General features: G+C 64.4%; 19 protein-coding genes and 1 tRNA gene. 14 read left to right on the plus strand and 6 right to left on the minus strand.

Going from position 1 to position 20271, the window contains the following annotated elements; translation table 11 throughout:
• Nucleotides 1–41 precede the first annotated feature (41 nt).
• Nucleotides 42–118, minus strand: a tRNA-His gene (locus ASF32_RS19485).
• A 189-nt stretch (nucleotides 119–307) separates the two neighbouring features.
• Between ASF32_RS19485 and ASF32_RS19490 the strand changes: the two genes are divergently transcribed.
• Nucleotides 308–2185 (plus strand): chloride channel protein, encoded by a 1878-nt coding sequence (locus tag ASF32_RS19490; protein ID WP_056432200.1) that lies wholly within the window; start codon nucleotides 308–310, stop codon nucleotides 2183–2185.
• Nucleotides 2186–2388: 203 nt separating this feature from the next.
• Here the strand turns inward: ASF32_RS19490 and ASF32_RS19495 are convergent, their stop codons facing one another.
• Complete coding sequence (locus ASF32_RS19495; RefSeq protein ID WP_056432202.1) at nucleotides 2389–3750, minus strand: MFS family transporter; 1362 nt, start codon at nucleotides 3748–3750, stop codon at nucleotides 2389–2391.
• 416 nt (nucleotides 3751–4166) lie between these two features.
• Between ASF32_RS19495 and ASF32_RS26985 the strand changes: the two genes are divergently transcribed.
• Nucleotides 4167–4619, plus strand: coding sequence for a hypothetical protein (locus tag ASF32_RS26985; protein ID WP_348271025.1), 453 nt, complete (start codon nucleotides 4167–4169; stop codon nucleotides 4617–4619).
• Nucleotides 4586–4984, plus strand: coding sequence for a DUF1236 domain-containing protein (locus ASF32_RS26990; protein WP_311274149.1), 399 nt, complete (start codon nucleotides 4586–4588; stop codon nucleotides 4982–4984). The genes ASF32_RS26985 and ASF32_RS26990 overlap by 34 nt, the downstream gene beginning before the upstream one ends.
• A 574-nt stretch (nucleotides 4985–5558) precedes the next feature.
• Here ASF32_RS26990 and hrcA read toward each other — a convergent pair.
• Complete coding sequence (gene hrcA / locus ASF32_RS19505; protein ID WP_056432208.1) at nucleotides 5559–6653, minus strand: heat-inducible transcriptional repressor HrcA; 1095 nt, start codon at nucleotides 6651–6653, stop codon at nucleotides 5559–5561.
• Nucleotides 6654–6885: 232 nt separating this feature from the next.
• Here hrcA and ASF32_RS19510 point away from each other — a divergent pair, with 232 nt between their 5' ends.
• Nucleotides 6886–7815 (plus strand): glutaminase, encoded by a 930-nt coding sequence (locus ASF32_RS19510; protein WP_082469997.1) that lies wholly within the window; start codon nucleotides 6886–6888, stop codon nucleotides 7813–7815.
• Between the two features lie 195 nt (nucleotides 7816–8010).
• On the opposite strand, the gene ASF32_RS19515 is transcribed toward ASF32_RS19510, so the two are convergent.
• On the minus strand, nucleotides 8011–9051 hold the full coding sequence (locus ASF32_RS19515) for a glutamine synthetase beta-grasp domain-containing protein (protein WP_056432213.1): 1041 nt from the start codon (nucleotides 9049–9051) through the stop codon (nucleotides 8011–8013).
• A gap of 492 nt (nucleotides 9052–9543) precedes the next feature.
• On the opposite strand from ASF32_RS19515, the gene ASF32_RS19520 reads away from it, so the two are divergent.
• The 4 genes from ASF32_RS19520 to hemW all read left to right on the plus strand — a co-directional run bounded on the left by ASF32_RS19520 (nucleotide 9544) and on the right by hemW (nucleotide 12707).
• Complete coding sequence (locus tag ASF32_RS19520) at nucleotides 9544–9864, plus strand: hypothetical protein (protein ID WP_056432217.1); 321 nt, start codon at nucleotides 9544–9546, stop codon at nucleotides 9862–9864.
• A gap of 122 nt (nucleotides 9865–9986) precedes the next feature.
• Nucleotides 9987–10700, plus strand: coding sequence for a ribonuclease PH (rph, locus tag ASF32_RS19525; protein ID WP_056432220.1), 714 nt, complete (start codon nucleotides 9987–9989; stop codon nucleotides 10698–10700).
• Nucleotides 10697–11332 carry an RdgB/HAM1 family non-canonical purine NTP pyrophosphatase gene (rdgB, locus tag ASF32_RS19530; RefSeq protein WP_056432223.1) on the plus strand — a complete coding sequence of 212 codons (636 nt, stop codon included), beginning with the start codon at nucleotides 10697–10699 and terminating at the stop codon, nucleotides 11330–11332. Before rph ends, rdgB begins: the two co-directional genes overlap by 4 nt.
• Before the next feature lie 196 nt (nucleotides 11333–11528).
• Nucleotides 11529–12707, plus strand: coding sequence for a radical SAM family heme chaperone HemW (hemW, locus tag ASF32_RS19535; RefSeq protein WP_056432228.1), 1179 nt, complete (start codon nucleotides 11529–11531; stop codon nucleotides 12705–12707).
• 111 nt (nucleotides 12708–12818) lie between these two features.
• Here hemW and ASF32_RS19540 read toward each other — a convergent pair whose 3' ends face one another.
• The gene (locus ASF32_RS19540) at nucleotides 12819–14009 is read right to left on the minus strand and encodes a penicillin-binding protein activator (RefSeq protein ID WP_244477901.1); all 1191 of its coding nucleotides are present in this window, start codon (nucleotides 14007–14009) and stop codon (nucleotides 12819–12821) included.
• Between the two features lie 190 nt (nucleotides 14010–14199).
• Here ASF32_RS19540 and rsmI point away from each other — a divergent pair, with 190 nt between their 5' ends.
• Together rsmI and ASF32_RS19550 are read left to right on the plus strand one after the other, a co-directional pair.
• Nucleotides 14200–15162 (plus strand): 16S rRNA (cytidine(1402)-2'-O)-methyltransferase, encoded by a 963-nt coding sequence (gene rsmI, locus ASF32_RS19545; protein WP_056432237.1) that lies wholly within the window; start codon nucleotides 14200–14202, stop codon nucleotides 15160–15162.
• Nucleotides 15149–15541, plus strand: coding sequence for a YraN family protein (locus tag ASF32_RS19550; RefSeq protein ID WP_056432239.1), 393 nt, complete (start codon nucleotides 15149–15151; stop codon nucleotides 15539–15541). The genes rsmI and ASF32_RS19550 overlap by 14 nt, the downstream gene beginning before the upstream one ends.
• Before the next feature lie 166 nt (nucleotides 15542–15707).
• Here ASF32_RS19550 and ASF32_RS19555 read toward each other — a convergent pair whose 3' ends face one another.
• Entirely contained in the window at nucleotides 15708–16097 is a 390-nt protein-coding gene (locus ASF32_RS19555) for a response regulator (RefSeq protein WP_056432242.1), read from the minus strand.
• A gap of 291 nt (nucleotides 16098–16388) precedes the next feature.
• Here ASF32_RS19555 and ASF32_RS19560 point away from each other — a divergent pair, with 291 nt between their 5' ends.
• From ASF32_RS19560 to ASF32_RS19575, 4 genes are all read left to right on the plus strand, one after another.
• Nucleotides 16389–17276 carry a glycine betaine ABC transporter substrate-binding protein gene (locus ASF32_RS19560; protein ID WP_082469999.1) on the plus strand — a complete coding sequence of 296 codons (888 nt, stop codon included), beginning with the start codon at nucleotides 16389–16391 and terminating at the stop codon, nucleotides 17274–17276.
• Nucleotides 17273–18457, plus strand: coding sequence for an ABC transporter permease subunit (locus ASF32_RS19565; protein ID WP_156467903.1), 1185 nt, complete (start codon nucleotides 17273–17275; stop codon nucleotides 18455–18457). The genes ASF32_RS19560 and ASF32_RS19565 overlap by 4 nt, the downstream gene beginning before the upstream one ends.
• Nucleotides 18454–19194 (plus strand): ABC transporter permease subunit, encoded by a 741-nt coding sequence (locus tag ASF32_RS19570; protein WP_056432489.1) that lies wholly within the window; start codon nucleotides 18454–18456, stop codon nucleotides 19192–19194. The genes ASF32_RS19565 and ASF32_RS19570 overlap by 4 nt, the downstream gene beginning before the upstream one ends.
• 271 nt (nucleotides 19195–19465) lie before the next feature.
• Nucleotides 19466–19762 carry a hypothetical protein gene (locus tag ASF32_RS19575; protein ID WP_056432245.1) on the plus strand — a complete coding sequence of 99 codons (297 nt, stop codon included), beginning with the start codon at nucleotides 19466–19468 and terminating at the stop codon, nucleotides 19760–19762.
• The last annotated feature ends 509 nt before the right edge of the window (nucleotides 19763–20271 follow it).

Below are 20271 nucleotides of genomic sequence, written 5' to 3' on the forward strand. Positions count from 1 at the left end.
TTAGCCTGCAAGGCGTCGCCAGAGACGCCAGGATAGTCGAATGGTACCACTGCCCCGGCTCGAACGGGGGACCTCTTGATCCACAATCAAGCGCTCTAACCAACTGAGCTACAGCGGCACTCGGGCTGCGATGTATCCTGAGGCTGCGGGCATTTCAAGCGTTAGAGACGCAAGGAATGCAGAATGGGGAAAACTCTTCGCCCCATCGATGCCGCCGGACGTGGAAATTCGGTCGACGGACCTTGCACCCCACCCCTAAGGTGCCGCGGTCTTCGTACCCCTTTCGTGCCAATCCCCCCGTCGGTCGATGAACTCAGAAACCGCGCCGCGCCGTGGATCTCCCGCCGGCCAGCTGCTGGTCCACGTGCCAAGCCGATTGCGTGCCCTGGTGCGCGGCAGCGAAGCCGGGCTCGTGGCGCTGGCCGCCTGCGTCGGCGCGATCGCCGGGATCGCAGTCTCGGCCATGAGTCTCGCGACGCAGGGCCTGCGCGAGATCCTCTATCGATTACCGCACGGCGCCCGTCTCAGCGCTTCGACGGATGTGGCCCCGATCCTCATTCTGGTCGGCCCGGCCGTCGGCGGTCTCATCCTCGGCCTGATCGCCCTGGGCTTGGCTCGTCGCCGAGGCAGCCCGCAGCAGCCGATCGTCGATCCCATCGAGGCCAATGCCCTGCATGGCGGGCGACTCTCGCTGAAGGGGTCGGCTGCCGTGGCGGCGCAAAATGTGATCTCGAACGGCAGCGGTGCATCGGTCGGTCTCGAGGCGGGCTATACCCAGATCTGCGCCGGCATCGCCTCGCGTCTCGGCCTCTCCTTTGAAATGCGTCGCTCGGATCTACGTACCCTAGTGGGTTGTGGTTCGGCCGCCGCCATCGCCGCTGCCTTCGGGGCGCCGCTCACGGGGGCATTCTATGCGTTCGAACTCATCATCGGCACCTATTCCATCGCCACTCTCACACCGGTGGTCGTCTCGGCCCTGTGCGGTAGCCTCGTCGCCAAGGCGCTCGTAACGCAGAGTCCCCTGGTGACTGCCAACGGTTTCGATGTCCTGACGACGAGGGCGGTCTCCGGAATCGATACGCTACCGAGCCTCGCTCTCGGTTTCGCGTGCGCTGGGCTCGGAATTCTGATCATGCGTGGTGTCACCCTAGTCGAGCAGGGTGTGCGGGCGACCCGCCTGCCGGCCTTCCTCGCCCCCGCCATCGGCGGTCTCTGCGTTGGCGTCCTGGCCCTAGCTGTCTCCCCGCAGATACTTTCCGGTGGGCACGGAGCGCTCCATCTCCATCTCGACACCAACATGCCTGCCATGGGGTTCGGTGCTCTGGCGCTGCTGTTCGTGGCGAAGGCCTCGGCCTCGGCGATCTCGATCGGCTCGGGTTTTCGCGGCGGCTTGTTCTTCGCTTCGCTGTTTCTCGGCGCTCTGGCGGGCAAGCTCTTTGCCGCGCTGATGGCGGAGGCAATCCCGGCCCTTTCCGGCGTTCATGGACTATCCGGCCTGGAGGGACTCACCTTCTTCGCTCTCACACCGCTGGCTTATGCGGTGATCGGCATGAGCGCCCTGGCGGTGGCAGTCATCGGCGGCCCGCTTACGATGACATTCCTCGCCCTCGAGCTCACCGGCAGCTTTCCGATCACCGGCCTCGTACTGGTGGCGGTGATCGCCTCGTCGATGACCGTGCGGAAGACCTTCGGCTATTCCTTTGCCACCTGGCGCTTCCACCTTCGCGGCGAAAGCATCCGTAGCGCGCATGATATCGGCTGGATCAGGTCACTCACCGTTGGGGCGCTCATGCGTCGCGAGGTCGAAACCGTGCCGGTCGATATGAAGCTCTGCGATTTCCTTGCGGCTCATCCCCTCGGCTCGCCGTCCCGCGTTGTGATGGTGGATAAGGAAGGGCGCTATGCCGGAATCGTGCTGGTGCCCGAGGCTCATGCCCTGGTGACGGCCGATAGCGAGGCCAGTCTCATCGAGGCCATGCGCTATACAGACGTGTTCCTCACCGCCGGCATGAATGCCAAACAGGCAGCCTCGGCCTTCGACAGCGCGGAGAGCGAAGCTCTGGCGGTGGTGGACGATCCGGTCTCGCGTCGGGTGATCGGGCTGCTCACCGAGAGCCACACCCTCAAGCGCTACAGCGAGGAACTCGACCGGCAGCGACGAGCGATCATGGGCGACGCTGCGTGAAACTGATCCAGTTCCTCGCTGCAAGTCTCGGCCATGCGGATGCGAAGGGCCAAATCACGCACATGCCCGACTGACTCGCACTGCATCGGAAATAGTCACCGACGATATCACCCGAACCGGATCACGGTTGCTGTGCGGCACTTATGTAGACGCACGCGGCGAGCGAACACCGCGTGCGTTTGACCTTTCGACAGAGCGGCAATTTAGGCGGGCAGCGCCCGGCGTGACTTGCGCATCAGCGCCTCTTCCACCGTGCCGTCACCGTCGAGATAACCGTGGCGCTTGGGGTTCGGCATGATCAGCGAGCCGATGAAGGCGATGGCGAGCATCGCCGTGACGTACCAGAAGAAGCTGCTTTCCGAGCCGATCTGCTTTAAATACAGGGCTACCGCCTCCGCCGTGCCACCGAAGATCGAGTTCGCTACCGCGTAGGAGAGGCCGACCCCCAGCGCCCGGACCTGGGTCGGGAACAGCTCTGCTTTCACAATGCCGCTGATGCCCGTGTAGAAGCTGATCACCGTGAGGCCGATCATGATCAGACCGAACGAGAGGTAGGGGTTCGTAGTGGAGCCGATCGCCGTCATTAGCGGCACCACCATCAGCGTGCCGAGCCCGCTATAGAGCAGCATGTTGGTCTTGCGGCCGATCCTATCCGAAAGCCAGCCGAAGAAGGGCTGGATCACCATGTAGACGAGGAGCGCCGCAGTAGAGATCTGCGATGCGGTGATCTTGTCGATATGCGCCGTGTTGAAGAGATATTTCGGCATATAGGTGGTGAAAGTATAGAAGCTCAAGGAGCCGCCGGCGGTGTAGGCGAGTACCACGCAGAACGCCCGCCAATGCTTGAAAAGGGCCGAAAAGGTCCCCGATTCCTTCGAGGCCATGTCCTCTTTGGTCGCCGTCTCCGCGAGCGACGAACGTAGGAACAGCGCCACCACGGCCGCCATCGCACCGATGAAGAACGGGATGCGCCAGCCCCAGGCAGTGAGCTGCTGGGCGGTGAGGAAGCTCTGCAGAATGATCAGCACCAGCGAGGCCAGAAGTTGTCCGCCGATTAGGGTAACGTACTGGAACGAGGCGAAGAATCCACGCTGACCCTTCAGGGCGACCTCGCTCATGTAGGTGGCGCTGGTGCCGTACTCGCCGCCCACGGAAAGGCCCTGGATCATACGTGCGAGCAAGAGCAGGGCGGGAGCCCAGTGCCCCACGCTGGCATAGGTCGGTAGCACGGCGATCATGAGCGATCCGCCGCACATCATCAGCACCGAGATCATCATCGAGGTCTTGCGGCCAAGGCGATCGGCGATACGGCCGAACAACCAACCACCGATGGGGCGCATGAAGAATCCGACCGCGAACACGGCGGCGGATTTCAGGAGCTGACTGGTATCGTCGCCTTCGGGAAAGAAGACCGGCGCAAAGTAGAGGGCAAAGAAGGCGTAGCAATAAAAGTCGAACCACTCGACGAGATTACCCGACGACGAGCCCACGATGGCGAATATCCGCCGACGGCGGTCTTCCGGATCGTCAGGCTTCGAAGGATCGATCGCGATAGCGTCGGACATGGGCACTCCCTACCATCCTTGTCGGAGCCCTACCTGGGCCTCTTGGTCGGCGACGTTAAGCGGCGATGGAGAATTCACAAGCGCCTCAACGCGGCTTTCCTACAGCAGGCTGCAAATGTCATCCATTCCCTCATCCCCATCGCCCTTCCCGCCATGGCAAAGGTACGTCATCGTCTTCTCCAAGTGGAAATACTTGGAAGTCCGTTACCGTGAAGCTCGGGCTTAAGTTGCCTGTGCAGTGTGATGACGACGTGGGAAGTAGTTTTAAATCGCGGAACGGTTTTGGCAGTCTTCCCGTTTCGGCTTCGCGTCGGCGCCGCGTGGCGTCAGCAATCAACCAAGAGATGGACTGACTGACATGAGCAAGCTCTTGCGGAGTACGGTGACGGCTGCCGTTCTCGTCGTCGGTGCGGCGAGTGCTTTCGCCCAAGGTGGGCCTGGAGCAGGTGGCGGTGCGGGTGGCGGCGCAGCGGCAGGCGCCGGTGCGCCCGGCGGTGGCGCAGGTGGTGCCGGATCGGCTGGTGGCGCCGGCATGCGGGGCGCCGGTGGCGGCGGAGCCGAGCGTGGTGGAGCCGCAGGTGGTATGGAACGCGGTGGTGCCTCGGGGGATCGCGGCGGCCCTGCGGGTGAGCGCGGTGGCGCGGCTGGAATGGAGCGAGGCGGTGATGCTGGCGGCGAACGAAATGGCCGCATGGAGCAGGGCGAACGCCCGAGTGCTGGCAGCAGGAGCGATCCCGCAGCCCGGCCGGATCGAGACGGCAAGTCTGATCGAGACGGCAAGTCTGACCGAGACGGCAAGGCTGAGCGAGACGGCAGGGCCGATCGTGATGAGCGGATGGACGGAAGCGGCAAGGCCGATCGCGGCCTGAAGGATGGCAAAGCGGATCGTGGCGAGAGGAGCGACAGCGACCGGGGTGATCGAGCCGGGCGTCGAGATCGTGCGGGCCGAGGCGATAGCGGCGCCGTGCGCGGGGCTTATGGCCGACTGGGTGCTCCGCAGCGTACAGAATTTCGCCAGAGCGTACTTCGTCGCGGGATCCCCCGTCTTGCCGCTGGTGCTTTCGCTCTGACGGTGGGGACCGCAATCGCCCGAAGCTACACTCTCTACGACCTGCCGCCTGACATCGTGCAGATCGTGCCCGAATACGAAGATTACCGATACGTACTTGTCGACGACGACATCGTCATCGTCGACCCGGACACCTATGAGATTGTGGACGTCATCCGCGGTTGATCTTCATCTGTGGTGTCCTCGAGGGGAACTTCCTCTGGCGAAGCGCATACGCTGTCGAATTGTGAACCGTAGCGCGTGATGCTTTGCCGGATCGAAGTGGTGACGTGAGAACAGAGTCCAGGCTCCGGACAAGCTGTCATCAGCGATCCGGAGCCTGGATGTTTCAGGCAAGGGCTTATGTTTGGTCCGCGTATCAAACGACCTGCGAGGTTGGGCCTCTTCCTCTTACTAAACTCTGCAGCGCCGCATGAGTGCAACAGGCTAGGTTGAGAACGTCATTCTCAGGCTGCGCCTGACGCGTGCGCTTGGCGAGATCACAGCGAGGTGAAAGACTGAGACTTCTATGCGAGTGATCGCAGCGAGTTTCGCTTTCCGGCAGGAGGGCAGCTAAGTCAGGGCCTTTCAGCAGGCCTTTGGCTACTCATGTGCCGAGCTTCGAATAAAGGTCGCCAGTGTCTCGACATTAATCCCCGAAGCCGGGGCGTCGTCGACCATTGGTTCAGTTTCCTTCAAGTCGTGGCAGAGCTTTCTTGGAGAAGCGAAGTCTTGTCCAGTGAGATGAACGCAATGACGCTCAGCGCCCGTTGCGGTCGAGCATCTTCGAGACTACCCGAGCAGTGTAATCCACCATCGGCACGATCCGCGCGTAGTTAAGTCTCGTCGGGCCGATGACACCAACGACGCCGACGATTTTCTGAGAACCGTCCCGGAAAGGTGCAGCGATCATCGACGAGCCGGAAAGCGAGAACAGTTTATTCTCCGAGCCGATGAAGATGCGCACTCCTTCTCCACCCTCGGCGCGGGAGAGCAGTTCGATCACATCCTTTTGCGTTTCAAGGTCGTTGAAGAGTAGGCGGATGCGTTCGAGATCCTCCACCGCGCGCAGGTCGTCGAGAAGGTTGGCTTGGCCGCGCACGATTAATTGACGTGCGTCGGACGGCCCGACGGTGGTGGCTAGGCCCGCATCCACCAGGCGCTCGGTAATGACGTCCAGTTCGCGCTTCATCGCCTCGCGGCCGGCCTCGATCTCGGCGCGCAAGCCTCCCAGTGTGCGTCCATGAAGGCGGGCATTGAGGTAGTTGGAGGCTTCCTGCAGGGCGCTGGCCGGAAGGCCCGGGGGCAGATCCAGGAGGCGGTTCTCCACCGAACCGTCATCCGACACCAGTACGACGAGGGCGCGGGCTGGATCGAGCCGGACGAATTCGATGTGTTTCAGGTGCACGTTTGTCTTGGTGGTGAGCACGACGCCTGCTCCCCGGGAAATTCCGGACAGCAGCGTCGAGGCCTCGGCCAAGGCGCTTTCGAATGTGTGGCCAGATGCGGCGGCACGCATTTGGGCCTCGATCCGCTCCTGCTCCTCGCGCCCGACATCGCCGATCTCCAGCATGGCATCGACAAAGAAGCGCAGGCCCATTTCCGTCGGAAGTCGGCCGGCGGATGTGTGAGGCGCGAAGATCAGGCCAGAATGCTCCAGATCCGCCATGACATTGCGGATCGAGGCCGGCGACAGCGCCATGGGCAGGATGCGTGCGAGGTTGCGGGATCCTACAGGTTCGCCCGTCGTGAGGTAGCTCTCCACGATCTGTCGAAAGATCTCGCGTGTGCGCTCGTTTAGAGCCGCGAGGGGCTGGAGCTGCTGAGAAGAGAAGGGGCGGGGGCGATCGTTCAATGGGTTCTTCCTGAGCGGCGATTGTGTCCGGCTCTGCCCTCGCGCACAACCTCTAGGCCCGCGGCATCGACGTTGTTCTCCGGCAATCCGCTTCGTCCAAAAGGAATGCCCTTTGCGTCGCGGTGCGGCCGGCCGCGAAACTCCGCCATCTGTCGGATGGCGCCGTGGCGGAGGCATGCGGGTTCCGTCTTGGCTCGCATCGATACCCGTTTCCTCGCAGATGAGCGACGCCGTGCCCGACCTTGATACCGTCGTCAGAGAAATCGCCGAGGAGATGGCTGACCGGCCAGACCGAGGTGAGGTCGCCACCTACATCCCGGAACTCGCCCGTGTCGATCCGAAGGCCTTCGGAATTGTCGTCATCGATGCTGACGGGCATGTGGCGGCAGGAGGTGACAGCGACACTTCATTCTCGATCCAAAGCATCTCTAAGGTGTTCACGCTGACTCTGGCCCTCGGCATGGCGGGAGATCGGCTCTGGCGCCGAGTCGGTCGCGAGCCGTCCGGCAGTCCTTTCAACTCCATTGTCCAGCTCGAGCGTGAGCGCGGTATCCCCCGTAATCCGTTCATCAATGCCGGTGCCATCGCGGTGACCGACACGATACTGTCGGGCCACCAGCCCCGGGAAGCGCTCGGTGAAATCCTGCGCTTCATGCAGTTCCTTGCCCAGGACCCGACCATTACCATTGACGAGGCGGTGGCCGCCTCCGAGCTGCGCACGGGTTTCCGTAATATCGCGCTTGCCAACTACATGAAATCCTTCGGAAATATCGATAACCCGGTCGATTTCACCCTGGGTGTTTATTTCCATCATTGCGCCATCGGCATGTCGTGCCGGCAGCTGGCCACGGCGAGCCGCTTCCTCGCTCATTCCGGCCGCAACCCTCTCACCGGGCATTCCGTGGTCTCTCCGGAGCGCGCCAAGCGTATCAACGCAGTCATGCTGACTTGCGGTCACTACGACGGGTCCGGCGAATTCGCTTATCGTGTTGGCCTTCCCGGCAAAAGTGGCGTCGGCGGCGGAATTATCGCGGTGGCCCCCGAAAAAGCGTCGATCGCGGTATGGTCGCCGGGCCTCGACGCATCCGGTAATTCGCATCTCGGCCGGATCGCCCTCGAGATGCTCACTCGGCGCCTTGGCTGGTCGATCTTCGGCGCGTGAACTCAGTAGGGACGGTAATCCCCTACGCCCCATCGTAATGTAGGCGAAAAGAAGCGTGTTGCACCGAGGTAGCCAAGCGACTTGTTCATTGAGACCCGCTTGCCTTCCAAATGAGCAAAAAAGAATGCCTGCCGCAGACCCTGCGACAGGCATCGATTATAATTGGCGCAAAAGCCTTAATTGTCTGCCTAATATTTAGGCGGCCGCTTTCGCCTCGTCGGCGGTTGAAACCGTCGCGATCGTCTTCAGGATCTGCGAGGCGATCTGGTAGGGGTCCCCCTGGCTGTTGGGACGGCGGTCTTCCAAGTAGCCCTTATACTCATTGTTGACGAAGCTGTGGGGCACCCGGATCGAGGCACCACGATCGGCGACGCCATAGCTGAACTCGTTGATCGCAGCGGTCTCGTGCTTGCCGGTCAACCGCATGTGGTTGTCAGGCCCGTAGACCGCGATGTGGTCGTCCAGGTTTTCCTTGAACGCTGCCATGAGCGCTTCGAAATAGGCCTTGCCGCCCACCGTGCGCAGGTGCTCCGTAGAGAAGTTCGCGTGCATGCCGGAGCCGTTCCAATCCGTCGCACCGAGCGGCTTGCAATGGTACTCGACATCGATCTCGTAGGTCTCGCACAGGCGCTGGAGAAGGTAGCGAGCGACCCACATCTCGTCGGCGGCTTTCTTGGAACCCTTGCCGAAGATCTGGAATTCCCACTGGCCCTTGGCCACCTCGGCGTTGATGCCCTCGTGGTTGATACCGGCATCGAGGCACAGGTCGAGATGTTCCTCGACGATCTTGCGAGCGATGCTGCCGACTTCCTTATAGCCGACGCCACAATAATAGGGACCCTGCGGGGCAGGGTAGCCGGTGGCGGGGAAGCCGAGGGGGCGTCCGTCCTTGTAGAAGAAATACTCTTGCTCGAAGCCGAACCAGGCGCCGTCATCATCGAGGATGGTTGCGCGCTTGTTCGAGACGTGCGGGGTGACGCCGTCCGGCATCATCACTTCACAGAGAACGAGGACGCCATTCTTGCGAGTGCTATCGGGGAAGTGGCGCACAGGCTTCAGCATACAGTCGGAGCTGCCGCCCTCGGCCTGCATCGTCGAGCTGCCATCGAAGCCCCACAGCGGAAGCTGCTCAAGGGTCGGGAAGCCATCGAATTCCTTGATCTGGGTCTTGCCACGCAGGTTCGGCACCGGCGTGTATCCATCGAGCCATAGATACTCGAGCTTATATTTCGTCATTTCGAGCCTCTCGTACCTCAAGCGATCCGACAGCCGGGTTTCCCCTCACATCGTTCGCGGCCGTTCGTAGCCGGATTCGCCGTTAGCATATCCCATGCCAATGACTTGAACGGACGGTTGATGGCTGTGCGTTCCGCGGAGAGCGTGGCCGATGAGAGATAGTGACATGGCAGGGACGACGGTCTGGAACATGCCGGCTACCTGCCAACCTGAATCACCCAAGTGGGAGAAAAACGAGTTCGGGTCATGATTCTAACGGGCGTCTACAGACGATCACCGCTCGCTCATTCCGGCGCATTCTGTCGAGCGAGGATGGAGGCTCGACGAATTTAAAGGAATAAAAGCCTTATTCTGATCGGCCTATGCTTAATCCCGAAACAAAAAATATATAATCTCCCCAGGTCGTGCGTCGTTTTTCGTCGAACATGCGTTGCAACGCATCCGCACCCAGCGGTCGACGAAACAAACATCTGTCAAACGGAGCCCGTCCTGATGAAGAACCCAACCCTGTCCGCCATGGCGAAGACCTTCGCCATCGTGGTCGCCCTGGTGGGCGCGATGATCCTGGGAACGCCCCGTGGCGCTGAAGCCGCGCCGATGGCGGTATCCAGCGAAGTCGCCGGCGCGGCGAACGCGGCCGCCACCGAGGTTCAATACGGCGGCGGACACTGGCGCCACCACGGCCGGCATCATCGCCGCCATTTCGGCCATCATCGCGGTCGCCATTTCGGCCATCATTACGGTCGTCGCTTCGGTCATCACCATCACCGCCGCCATTTCGGCCATCATCACCGCCGCTTCTACCGCTACTGAGGCCCGCGTTTGGGGCGCGCCGCGAGGCGCGCCCCTACCTTACCTCGCTGCGCTTGCCGGTAGCCGGACCGCGGCCTAAGAGCCCGGACGACCATCCCGGAACCCGACCAAGGAGAGTGCCCATGCGGCCCTCGAAGCGCGCGAACGACGAATTGCGCAACGTGACTCTGGAGCGCTCCGTCGCCCGTTATGCCGAGGGTTCGTGCCTCGTGACGTTCGGTCAAACGAAAGTTCTTTGCACCGCCTCCCTCGAAGAGCGCGGTCCGCCATGGCTGCGCGGCTCGGGAAAGGGCTGGGTCACCGCCGAGTACTCCATGCTCCCCCGCGCTACCCATGAACGCACCCGCCGCGAGGTAAATTCCGGCAAGCCTTCCGGACGGACGCAGGAGATCCAACGGCTGATTGGCCGCTCGCTCCGCGCCGTCACCAATCTTCCCGCCATCGGCGAGCGCCAGATCACCGTGGATTGCGATGTGATTCAAGCGGATGGCGGCACTCGCACTGCCGCGATCACGGGCGCTTGGATCGCCCTGCATGATTGTTTCACCTGGATGCGCGGGCGCTCCATCATTTCCGTCGATCCCCTACGTGAGCATGTCGCCGCCATTTCCTGCGGCATCTACAAAGGCACCCCCGTGTTGGATCTCGAATACGCCGAGGATTCGGCCGCCGAGACCGATGCAAACTTCGTCATGACCGGCTCCGGCGGCCTCGTGGAGGTGCAGGGCACCGCCGAGGGAAAGCCCTTTTCGGAAGCCGAACTCATCGAGTTGCTGCGCCTAGCCCGCGGCGGCGTCGAGCAACTCGTCGCCCTTCAGAAGCAGGCGATCGCATGAGCGCGCCGCGCATTCTCACCGGGCGAGTTGTCATCGCCACTCATAATGCCGGCAAGCTCGTGGAGATGCGTGAGCTGCTGATGCCCTTCGGTGTCGAGGCCGTCTCTGCCGGCGAACTCGGCTTGCCGGAGCCCGAGGAGACCGGGACGATGTTCGCGGAGAACGCAGCGATCAAGGCTATCGCTGCGGCGCAGGCTTCGGGCCTGCCCGCCTTCGCTGACGATTCCGGACTTTGCGTCAACGCCCTCGATGGCGCACCCGGACTGTTCTCCGCCCGCTGGGCGGGGTCGAGCAAAGACTTCTCCAGTGCGATGGCTCGCATCGCGGCCGAGCTCGATAAGCGCGGAGCCACGACCCGCCGGGCTCATTTTGTCTCGGCCCTCGTCATCGCTTGGCCCGATGGCCACACCGAAACGTTCGAAGGCCGCGTCTTCGGCGATCTTGTAGAGCCGCGCGGCTCACAAGGCTTTGGCTACGACCCGATGTTCCTGCCCGACGGCTACGACCGAACCTTCGGTGAGATCTCCTCAGAGGAGAAGCACGGTGTCGATTGGCAGAGCGGAAATGCGCTGTCGCACCGGGCGCGGGCCTTCGTGCTGCTGGCCCAAAGTTGCCTGCAGCGTCCGGTCTGACCGGTCTCGTCTAGATTGAGATTGGATGACCCTGATCTCAGTCGTGCCGACGGGAGCAGGTGGATTCATCGACGGCCGCAACGGTCTCTCACCGAGACCTTCTTGTGGCGGATGAATCCAAGAAGGGGGCGTAGGCTGAGCGCGGGATGTCTCCGGGACCATTGCCAAAACTGTTATCCGCGCGCACATCCGTTGAATGACCGACTCTTCAGGACCGGACCACCCGACCCGCGACGCCGGGTTCGGAATCTATGTCCATTGGCCTTTCTGCGCTTCGAAATGCCCCTATTGCGACTTCAATAGCCATGTCCGCCATGCCCCGGTGGATGAAGGACGTTTCCTGGCGGCATTCCGGACCGAGATCGCCCATGTCGCGGCGCGCGTTCCGGGCCGCACGGTTTCCAGCATCTTCCTCGGCGGCGGCACGCCGTCCCTCATGCAGCCGTCAACCGTGGCGGGGCTTCTCGAGGCCATTGACGGTGCCTGGGGGGCGGCCCCCGATATCGAGGTCACGCTGGAGGCCAATCCCACGAGCGTCGAGGCCGGTCGCTTTCGCGGCTATCGGGCCGCGGGGGTGAACCGTGTCTCGCTCGGTGTCCAAGCCATGGACGACATCTCCCTGAAAGCGCTGGGGCGCCTCCATACGGCCGCGGAGGCAATGTCGGCGGTGCAGACGGCGGCTGCCCACTTCGAACGCTACTCCTTCGATCTCATCTATGCGCGGCCGAACCAGAGCGCATCGGCGTGGCGGGCCGAGTTGAAGGAGGCCATCGCGCGGGCGGCTGAGCACCTGTCCCTCTACCAACTCACCATCGAGCCCGGCACGCCGTTCTTCGGCCTGCATGCGGCCGGCAAGCTTGTCCCACCGGACAACGACATGGCGAGGGCACTCTATGATGTGACGCAAGAGGTATGCGACGCCGCGGGCCTCCCATCCTACGAGATTTCCAATCACGCTCGCCCCGGCGCGCAATCGCGTCATAACCTCCTGTACTGGCGCTACGGCGAGTATGCCGGCATCGGTCCAGGCGCGCATGGCCGGCTTGTGACGGAAGAAGGGCGGATGGGCACCGTCACTGAGCGGGCGCCGGAGGCGTGGCTTGCTCAGGTCGAGCGCAACGGTCATGGCATCATCGAGACCGAAGCACTCTCATGTGCCGACCAGGGCGATGAGTTCCTTATGATGGGTCTGCGCCTCAAGGAGGGCGTCGACCCCGACCGTTACGCGATGCTGAAAGGCCGTCCCATCGATGCGGCGCGTGTCGAGGCTCTGATCTGCGACGGGCTCGTCGCCCGCCTGGACGGAGGCCGCATCGCCGCGACCCCGCGCGGTGCGCCGGTTCTCAACGCCGTGGTGGCGGAACTCGCTGCCTGATGCTGGCCCCCGTCCGGTTGCTCATGATCTATCGCATCGACCGGGGTGCATCGCCGGCCAGGGCTACCTTCTGCGCAGCCTTTCTCGACCATACTTGACGCGCAAGCCGGATCAGGTGCCAGAGGGGCCGAGCGTGCGCGGGGCCGGGCTCACGATAGCCGGTGCGCCGCTGCGGATTTCGTAGATGGCTAGAGCCCTATCGCTTACCCCCTCCGGCCGGAAGCGGAAGGTGCCGTCGATCCCCGAGAAGCCGGCCTGCGTCGTCAGCGTCGCGTCGGCGAAGCGCTGAGATCCATATTGCCGCGACAGCGCTGCCATGAGCGAGACAGCGTCGTAGGCCAGCGTCGCCACACGCGGAGGTGCAGAGCCGAACCGCGCCTGATAGCGCTGCGAGAAATCGCTGAATCCCTTCGAATCGGCCGCTGCGAACCAGCCGCCCTGCAGGGCGGGCAGGGCGAAAAGGCGCGGGTCGTTCCACACCGCCGTGCCGATGGGCTTCACTCGGCTGGGAGAAAATCCCGCCTTGGCGAGGGCCGGTGCGACGATGGCCAAGCCTTCCGGGCTTTCCGGCAGGAACAGGGCGTCAGCCTGAGCGCCAGGACCATTGATGAGGCCCGCAAGGCGCGAAATAGCTGGAGCTGGCGCGCCAGGCGCATATCGCTCGATTCCCACCAGCCGAGCACCCTTTCTGGCCACCGCCTCACGGAATTGTGCCTCGACGGCATTGCCGTAGCTGCTCTCGGGAATCAGCGCGGCGAAGGAGCGTCGCCCGGCCGCCACCGCCTCGTCGACTACCCGGTCCACCTCGGTCTGCGGCAGGAAACTGAGGAGATAGACACTGCGTGCCGCGACGCTCGCATCGGTGGAAAAGGCGATGATCGGCTTGCCCGCCGCGCGCGTGACGCCGGCAGCCGCCTGGACATTGGCCGCAAACAGGGGGCCGAGCACCAGTTCGGCGCCCTCGGATAGGGCGGCCTGGGCCGCCTCGCGTGCGCCATCGGGCGAGCCGCGATCGTCCTTCACCAGAATCTGCAGGTCGGGCTTTTGGAAATCCTCGACGGCGAGTTCCGCTGCATTGCGGAGGGCCGTTCCGACGGTTGCACCGGGACCGGACAGGGGCAGGATGAGGGCGATCTTGACCGAGCCCGTGCCGATCTTCATCGCGCCCGGTGACGGCGCCTGCGGATCGCCAGCGGCGGCGATATCCGGGTCAGGAGCGGCTTTCGTGGCGCGTGGGCCGCCATCGGGGCCGCCGATGCAGCCGCTGAGCCCCCCGGCGAGCAGGAGAATCGCCACCGCCATCGCCCAAACGGGCATTGCCGGACGGTGGCCCCTTGCAAGGCTTTTCTCCATTGCACGGTACTCCTCGTCGCCAATCCGCATCTCACGCCCGATGCGCGCACGGTTAAAGCCTGAACGACAAAAGTAAATGTCGCGACACCCCCGGTGCAGGCATTCCTCCGGCCCGTGTCCCCGTGGCAATGTCTGCCTCATGACTCAGAGAATCGACAATCGGACGCGCCGCTCCAGGGCCGTCCACGATCCGGCCAAGCCCATCTCGACCTTCACCGCTTTTGGCCTTGCGGCAGAGGCGGAACCGCTCGACCCAGGCCTGCACGTGGTGGCGACCCCGATCGGCAACCTCAAGGATGTGTCGTTCCGCGCGCTCGCGACTCTGGCGGCGGCCGATACGGTGCTCGCCGAAGACACCCGCGTCACCCGCACGCTGTTGATGCATTACGGCATCACGACGCCGCTGGTCGCCTATCACGAGCATTCCAACGCGGCTGTCCGCGAGCGGATGATCGCACGGATGCAGAACGGCGAAGCCTTGGCCCTGGTCTCGGATGCCGGGACGCCGCTGGTGTCGGATCCGGGTTTCAAGCTTGTTCAGGCCGCCATCGAGGCGGGAATCGCCGTGACGCCGATTCCCGGTCCATCCGCGGTGATGACCGCCATCGTCGCGGCAGGCCTGCCCACCGACCGCTTCTTCTTCGAGGGGTTCCTACCGCAGAAATCCGGTGCCCGGCGCAATCGCCTGGCGGCGCTCGGGCAGATCCCCGGAACACTGGTCCTGTTCGAATCACCCCACCGCCTGCCCGAAATGCTGGTGGATGCCGCCGCGATCCTCGGAGGGAGCCGGCCCGCGGCGGTCGCCCGCGAACTGACCAAGCTCTACGAGACGATCCGGCGCGGCACCCTCGCGACCCTGGCCGAGACCTTCACAGAGGAGGGGGCTCCCAAGGGCGAGGTGGTGGTGGTGATCGGGACCAACCCGGAAGAACCGCCGGAGGAGGAGGTCGAGGCCGGTCTCGATGCGGCAATCGAGGCAGCGCTTTCACGTCACTCGATTAAGGATGCCGCTGCTCTCGTGGCCGATGCCACCGGCCAGCCCCGCCGGGTCGTCTATGCCCGGGCTCTCGTCCTCGCCAGACGTACCGATGCGGACGTCTAAGCTCCTCGATGCGAAAGGACGGCGGCGCGCCACCTACCTGCGCGGCCAGTCCGGCGAGACCTTGGCCCTCCTCGCCATGATCATGAAGGGCTATCGCCCTCTGGCCCAGCGCTTCAGCGCGAATGGCGGCGAGATCGACCTGGTCCTACGCCGGGGCGACACCGTTGCTTTCGTAGAGGTGAAGGCGAGGGAGAATCTCAAGACTGCCCTAGTCGCTATCGATGCAAAGAAACGCGCCCGGTTTTCCCGCGCCGTGCGTGCCTGGATCACGCGCAATCCCCGCTACGGGGGGATGACGTTCAGGGCGGATGCGGTGTTCGTTGCGCCAAGGACTTGGCCGCGCCATCTCCCTGACGCCTTCACGATCGAGGGACTCTGAGCCGAGAGGTAACCCTCCATCCGAGGACGGAGTTGTGTCGAGTCCGGACCCGCCCGCGAGCTTGATGGGGCAGGGCTGCAGGCGCCGCTGTACTCTCTGGAAGAGCGGTCGCTGCTGACACGAGGCCATCAGCCAAGAGCAGCGCCCGAGCGAGGTCGACCGAGGCCTATTTCTTCGCTGCCGCGAGGGCAGCGATCAGGGTGCGCTTCAGATCGGCCTGGCTGAATGGCTTCTGGACCACGAGACGATCACGGAACGGCTCACGAATCCCCGCGCCGCCGTAGCCCGTCGAGAAGACGATGGGCAGGTCGCGCTCGGTGATCGCTTCGGCCACCGGATAGATCGGCTCGCCGGCGACGTTGACGTCGAGGATCGCGACTTCGAAGGTCTCGTTCCGAGCCATTTCCAAAGCCGTCGCAAGACGCGCAGCGGGACCGACTACGGTACACCCGAAGTCGAGCAGCATGTCTTCGAGCAGCATCGAGATGGCCGCTTCGTCCTCCACCACCAGAACCCTGGCGCCGTCGAGGAGAGTGTCGTTCTGTTCAGCACTCACGCTGGGGATTCTTCCCTTCGATTCGTTCCTGCCCGGAACGGTGCCGTCATCCGTAGCCTCGCAGGCTTGCCATCCGTCGGGGTGGCGGGAATGACGTATGGCTCCTGTGGCAACGGTCGAGCCGTCGCCCGTTCCGCTTGGCGTGTCAAGGCGCAGAAAGTGGCCTCGGCGGTTCAGGATCGGGTTAATGTTATCGGACGATACATTTTCACGCACATCGCCGATACCTGTGGCATGCGGAGCAAGCGAGGGCGCGGCCTCATGACCACTCATCGTCGCGGCGCCCTGGTAATGCTGGGCGCGGCGTCCTTCGCGGCTGCATCTCCTGTCCGAGCTGAGCGGCCCCTCGTCGTGGCCTCGAAACGCGATACGGAGGGAGCGCTCACGGGGGCGATGATCGCCCTGGCGCTCGAGCATCTCAACGTCCCGGTGGTGCGCAAGCTCGGCCTCGGCCCGACCCAGATTGTCCGCGGCGCCCTGCTGTCGGGCGACGTGGATATCTACCCGGAATATACCGGAAACGGCGCGTTCTTCACCGGCACCGAGGCCGATCCCGCCTGGAAGATCCCTCAGGAGGCCTACGAGACCATCCGGCGGAGCGATGCCGAAAAGGGGCTGATCTGGCTCGCCAGGGCGCCCGCCAACAACACCTGGCTCATCGCCCTCAACGGCGATTTCGCGCGGGAGCGGCATCTGGTCACGATGGCGGATTTCGCCAAGGTGGCGAATGACGGCCTGATCCTGCTGGCCGCGTCAACCGAGTTCGTGGAGAGCCCGGCGGCTTTGCCGTCCTTCGAGGCGGCCTACCGTTTCAGCCTGCCCCTCGACCGCATCATCAGCCTGCCCGGTGGCGATACGGCGGTGACGGCGCGGGCGGCGGCACAGCGGATCAGCGGGGTCAATGCCGGGATGGTCTATGGCACCGATGGGGCCCTCTCTGCCCTGGACCTCGTGGTGATGAGCGATCCCGCTGCGGCCCAGATCGTCTATGAGGTCGCGCCGGTCATCCGCGCCGCCGCTTTGGAGCGATTTCCGGCGATCGGCCCGGCCTTGGCCCGCATTTTCGCCGGTCTCGACGCCCCGACCCTTCGCCGGCTGAACGCGCGGATCACCGTGGACGGCGAGATCGCGGAAAAGGTCGCACGTGACGACCTCACGGAGCGCGGGCTGATCGGATGAGAGCGGAATCGGACTGGCGTTCGAACCGCCATCGGGCGGCTTTTCATGCGTCATCGGCCGGGCTTTTCGGGGCCGGCCTTCTCATCGCATTCCTCCATCGGATGGCGCTGCTCGATATCGCGCCGAATCGGCTCCTGCCCGGCGCTCCCGTGGTTGCGTCCGGGTTTGGGGATGGATCGATCGGCCTGGTCTTGCTGCTGTCGCTGGCCGGTCTCGTCCTTCTCGCGACGCTGCCCCGACGCATGGGTGGTCTGCTCGCCGTCGGCCTCTTCGCGGCGGCCTGGGCTTTCCTCCTGCTCGGCCTCGGGGCGGAGGCGACTCGTCGCCTCGCCTCCATGCCGCCCGCCGCGAGAGCCAGCCTCGGCTCCGGCTTCTGGATGGCCTCGGCCTGCCTCCTGGCCTTCGCCGGAGCCAGCATCGGACGCGCCCGGATCCGCGGTCTCGGTCTGCTCGCCGCCCTCGCTGTCGCGGGAATCCTGATCGCGGCGTGGCACGGCGGCGGGTTGGACCGGCTCTCGCTGGTCGTGGAATATGCCGGGCGGCAGGAGACTCTGCATCGGGCCGTCGCCGAGCATCTGCTCCTCTCGGGCGGGGCGATCGTCCTGGCGCTTCCGGCGGCGGTGATTCTGTCGCTCTGGCGCTCGGGGGAGGGAATCGTCGGGCTCGTCGTGAGCGGCATACAGGTGATTCCCGCCGTCGCCTTATTCGGCGGCCTCGTCGCCCTGGTCTCCGGGTTGGTCCGCGCCGTGCCGGCCCTGCGCGATCTCGGCCTTTCGGCGCTGGGGCCATGGCCCGCCCTCATCGGCATCGCCGCCTACCTGCTGCTTCCGCTCTGGCGCGGGATCGGCACGGCCCTGCGCTCCGCCGACCCCGCCGCCATCGATGCCGCCGAGGCCATCGGCCTGACGAGGGGGCAGATCTTGCGGCAGGTCAGGCTGCCGCTCGGCGCGCCGGTGCTCGTGGGAGCCTTGCGGGTCGCGACGGTCCAGAGCCTCGGCCTCGCGACACTGGGCGCCCTCATCGGCGCAGGCGGCCTCGGGCGGATCGTGTTCGACGGCATGGCCCAGTTCGCGCCCGACCTGATCCTCCTCGGCGCCATCCCCATCGTCGCCCTGTCGCTGGCGGCGGAAGCGGCCTTGAGCGCGATGGAGGCAAGCTGCCGTGCGAGGTGGCGCGCATGACCCACCGCCTACGCCCGGCCTTCGGTATCTTCCTGGTCGGAGCCATCTTCGCGGCGATGAGCCATCCCTCCCTGGCCGCCTGGATCGTGGCCGGCCTCGGCGAGGAGCCGCGACGGGGCCTGAGCGCCGAGCGGTTGCTGGCCCTCGCGACGCATCATCTCGGCCTCGCCGCGCTCGGGCTCGCCCTGGTGGCCGTCCTCGGCCTCGGTCTCGGCATTCTGGTGACGCGCGCGTTCGCCGCGCCCCTGCGCGGCGGCATCGACGGCATCGCCGCCGCCGCGCAGGCGGTGCCTCCGGTGGTGATGGTGGCGCTGGCCCTGCCCATCCTGGGCTTCGGCGGGCCGCCGACCCTATTGGCCCTCGTGGCCTACGGCATCATGCCGGTCCTGCGCGGCACGGTGGGCGCGCTGGAATCGGTCTCGCCCGAGGCCCGCGAGGCGGCGGAGGCCTTGGGCTTCACGCCGATCCAGATCCTGCTCCGGGTGGAACTGCCCCTGGCGCTGCCGGGCCTCGTCGATGCCCTGCGCACGGCCCTCGTCCTCGCCATCGCCACCACGGCGGTGGGAGCCCTGGCGGGAGCCTCCACCCTCGGCACCCCTATCGTCGCCGGGCTGCAGAACCAGAACGTCCTGCCGATGCTGCAGGGCGCGCTCGCCACCGCCGCCCTGGCCTTCCTCTGCGACGCGGTGCTGCTCGGGCTGGCGAGTTTGGTTTCGGCGGACCGAGCGCGGCAATGAATGGGTTTCGTAAAGGCGGCGACCGTTTATGCGATCTAAAATCGACGACGGGTCGGAGCCTGTTAAAATTGATTTCCCATGCTTTACCTCATCCTGAGGTGCCGCGTAGCGGCCTCGAAGGAGGGCTCCAGAACCCGCTACGCGAACTGGAAGGCTCCTTCGAGGCCTTCGCTGCACTTCGGCACCTCAGGATGAGGTGGTCGGCTGGGGATGATGAGTTCAGACACTTGGCGCGGTCGCTGCCGGGCCTGTTCGAACGTCACGAGGCGGTATGACAAACCCGACGGCGCAGGACATCGCGGCATTGCGGAGCGAGTGGATCACCGGAGGTCGGCTGGTCGTCGGGGACGATTCCTCTCCGTCGGACCATGAATCCGTCTACCGATGGGTCTTGAACTTCATCGACCGCAGCGCTGACGATCCCGACTACAGCACCGTCCTCGGCCTGATTTATCATAGCCTGAACTTCGATATCCCGTTCAGCGCGACCCAGTCCGTTCGGGACGATCTGATGCACATAGCGCGGAGAAAGCTCGATGATCCGCATTGGTGCAGACAAACGATCTAGCCGACAGGATGTGAGAGTTCCCCTGCATCAACTGGGACGCGAAGCTGCCGAGGGCGAAACGCGATAAAGCCGACGGAGTGAAGGGCGGCTGAGGATGGCACGCCGACCGGATTGGTCACCGGGCCAAAGGTTGGACCCGATGCGCTCACGGGCCGCCTCAATGCCTTCGTGCGCGAGGGTCCGGGACGGATTGCCGTCTTGCATGGACCGCTCGAAGTTGTCGGCAAGGAGAAGCCCGAGGGGGAGCGGGGCTCCCCGACAGCTCCCCCCAGTGGTGCTCGCCTCGGAGATCACCTCGTCGGTCCGATGCTGAACGAGGACATCGAGCGGCGGCAGAAATCGTAGACATGCCATTGCCACCCAATCGATCTTGGCTTTCACGGCCATATCGGCCCGCCAACGGCTCAGATCGTCGGACGTTGGAAGCCAGTACCGTTGCCGGACCGTAGCGGTAGGGTCCTGGCCTTGCGTCCCGAAGCAGACGTTGCCGTTGATGCTGAAGGTCGCCT

This window comes from Methylobacterium sp. Leaf91 (assembly GCF_001422815.1).
Lineage (GTDB): Bacteria > Pseudomonadota > Alphaproteobacteria > Rhizobiales > Beijerinckiaceae > Methylobacterium.

Bases quoted from the DNA above. Each gene is read 5' to 3' on its own strand.
- ASF32_RS19515 (WP_056432213.1), bottom strand. From the start codon at position 9,051: ATGACGAAATATAAGCTCGAGTATCTATGGCTCGATGGATACACGCCG.
- ASF32_RS19540 (WP_244477901.1), bottom strand. From the start codon at position 14,009: ATGGCGGTGGCGATTCTCCTGCTCGCCGGGGGGCTCAGCGGCTGCATC.
- ASF32_RS19565 (WP_156467903.1), top strand. From the start codon at position 17,273: ATGAGAGCGGAATCGGACTGGCGTTCGAACCGCCATCGGGCGGCTTTT.
- ASF32_RS19520 (WP_056432217.1), top strand. From the start codon at position 9,544: ATGAAGAACCCAACCCTGTCCGCCATGGCGAAGACCTTCGCCATCGTG.
- rdgB (WP_056432223.1), top strand. From the start codon at position 10,697: ATGAGCGCGCCGCGCATTCTCACCGGGCGAGTTGTCATCGCCACTCAT.
- ASF32_RS19490 (WP_056432200.1), top strand. From the start codon at position 308: ATGAACTCAGAAACCGCGCCGCGCCGTGGATCTCCCGCCGGCCAGCTG.
- rph (WP_056432220.1), top strand. From the start codon at position 9,987: ATGCGGCCCTCGAAGCGCGCGAACGACGAATTGCGCAACGTGACTCTG.
- hemW (WP_056432228.1), top strand. From the start codon at position 11,529: ATGACCGACTCTTCAGGACCGGACCACCCGACCCGCGACGCCGGGTTC.
- ASF32_RS19550 (WP_056432239.1), top strand. From the start codon at position 15,149: ATGCGGACGTCTAAGCTCCTCGATGCGAAAGGACGGCGGCGCGCCACC.
- ASF32_RS19495 (WP_056432202.1), bottom strand. From the start codon at position 3,750: ATGTCCGACGCTATCGCGATCGATCCTTCGAAGCCTGACGATCCGGAA.
- rsmI (WP_056432237.1), top strand. From the start codon at position 14,200: ATGACTCAGAGAATCGACAATCGGACGCGCCGCTCCAGGGCCGTCCAC.
- ASF32_RS19570 (WP_056432489.1), top strand. From the start codon at position 18,454: ATGACCCACCGCCTACGCCCGGCCTTCGGTATCTTCCTGGTCGGAGCC.
- ASF32_RS19560 (WP_082469999.1), top strand. From the start codon at position 16,389: ATGCTGGGCGCGGCGTCCTTCGCGGCTGCATCTCCTGTCCGAGCTGAG.
- ASF32_RS19575 (WP_056432245.1), top strand. From the start codon at position 19,466: ATGACAAACCCGACGGCGCAGGACATCGCGGCATTGCGGAGCGAGTGG.
- ASF32_RS26990 (WP_311274149.1), top strand. From the start codon at position 4,586: ATGGACGGAAGCGGCAAGGCCGATCGCGGCCTGAAGGATGGCAAAGCG.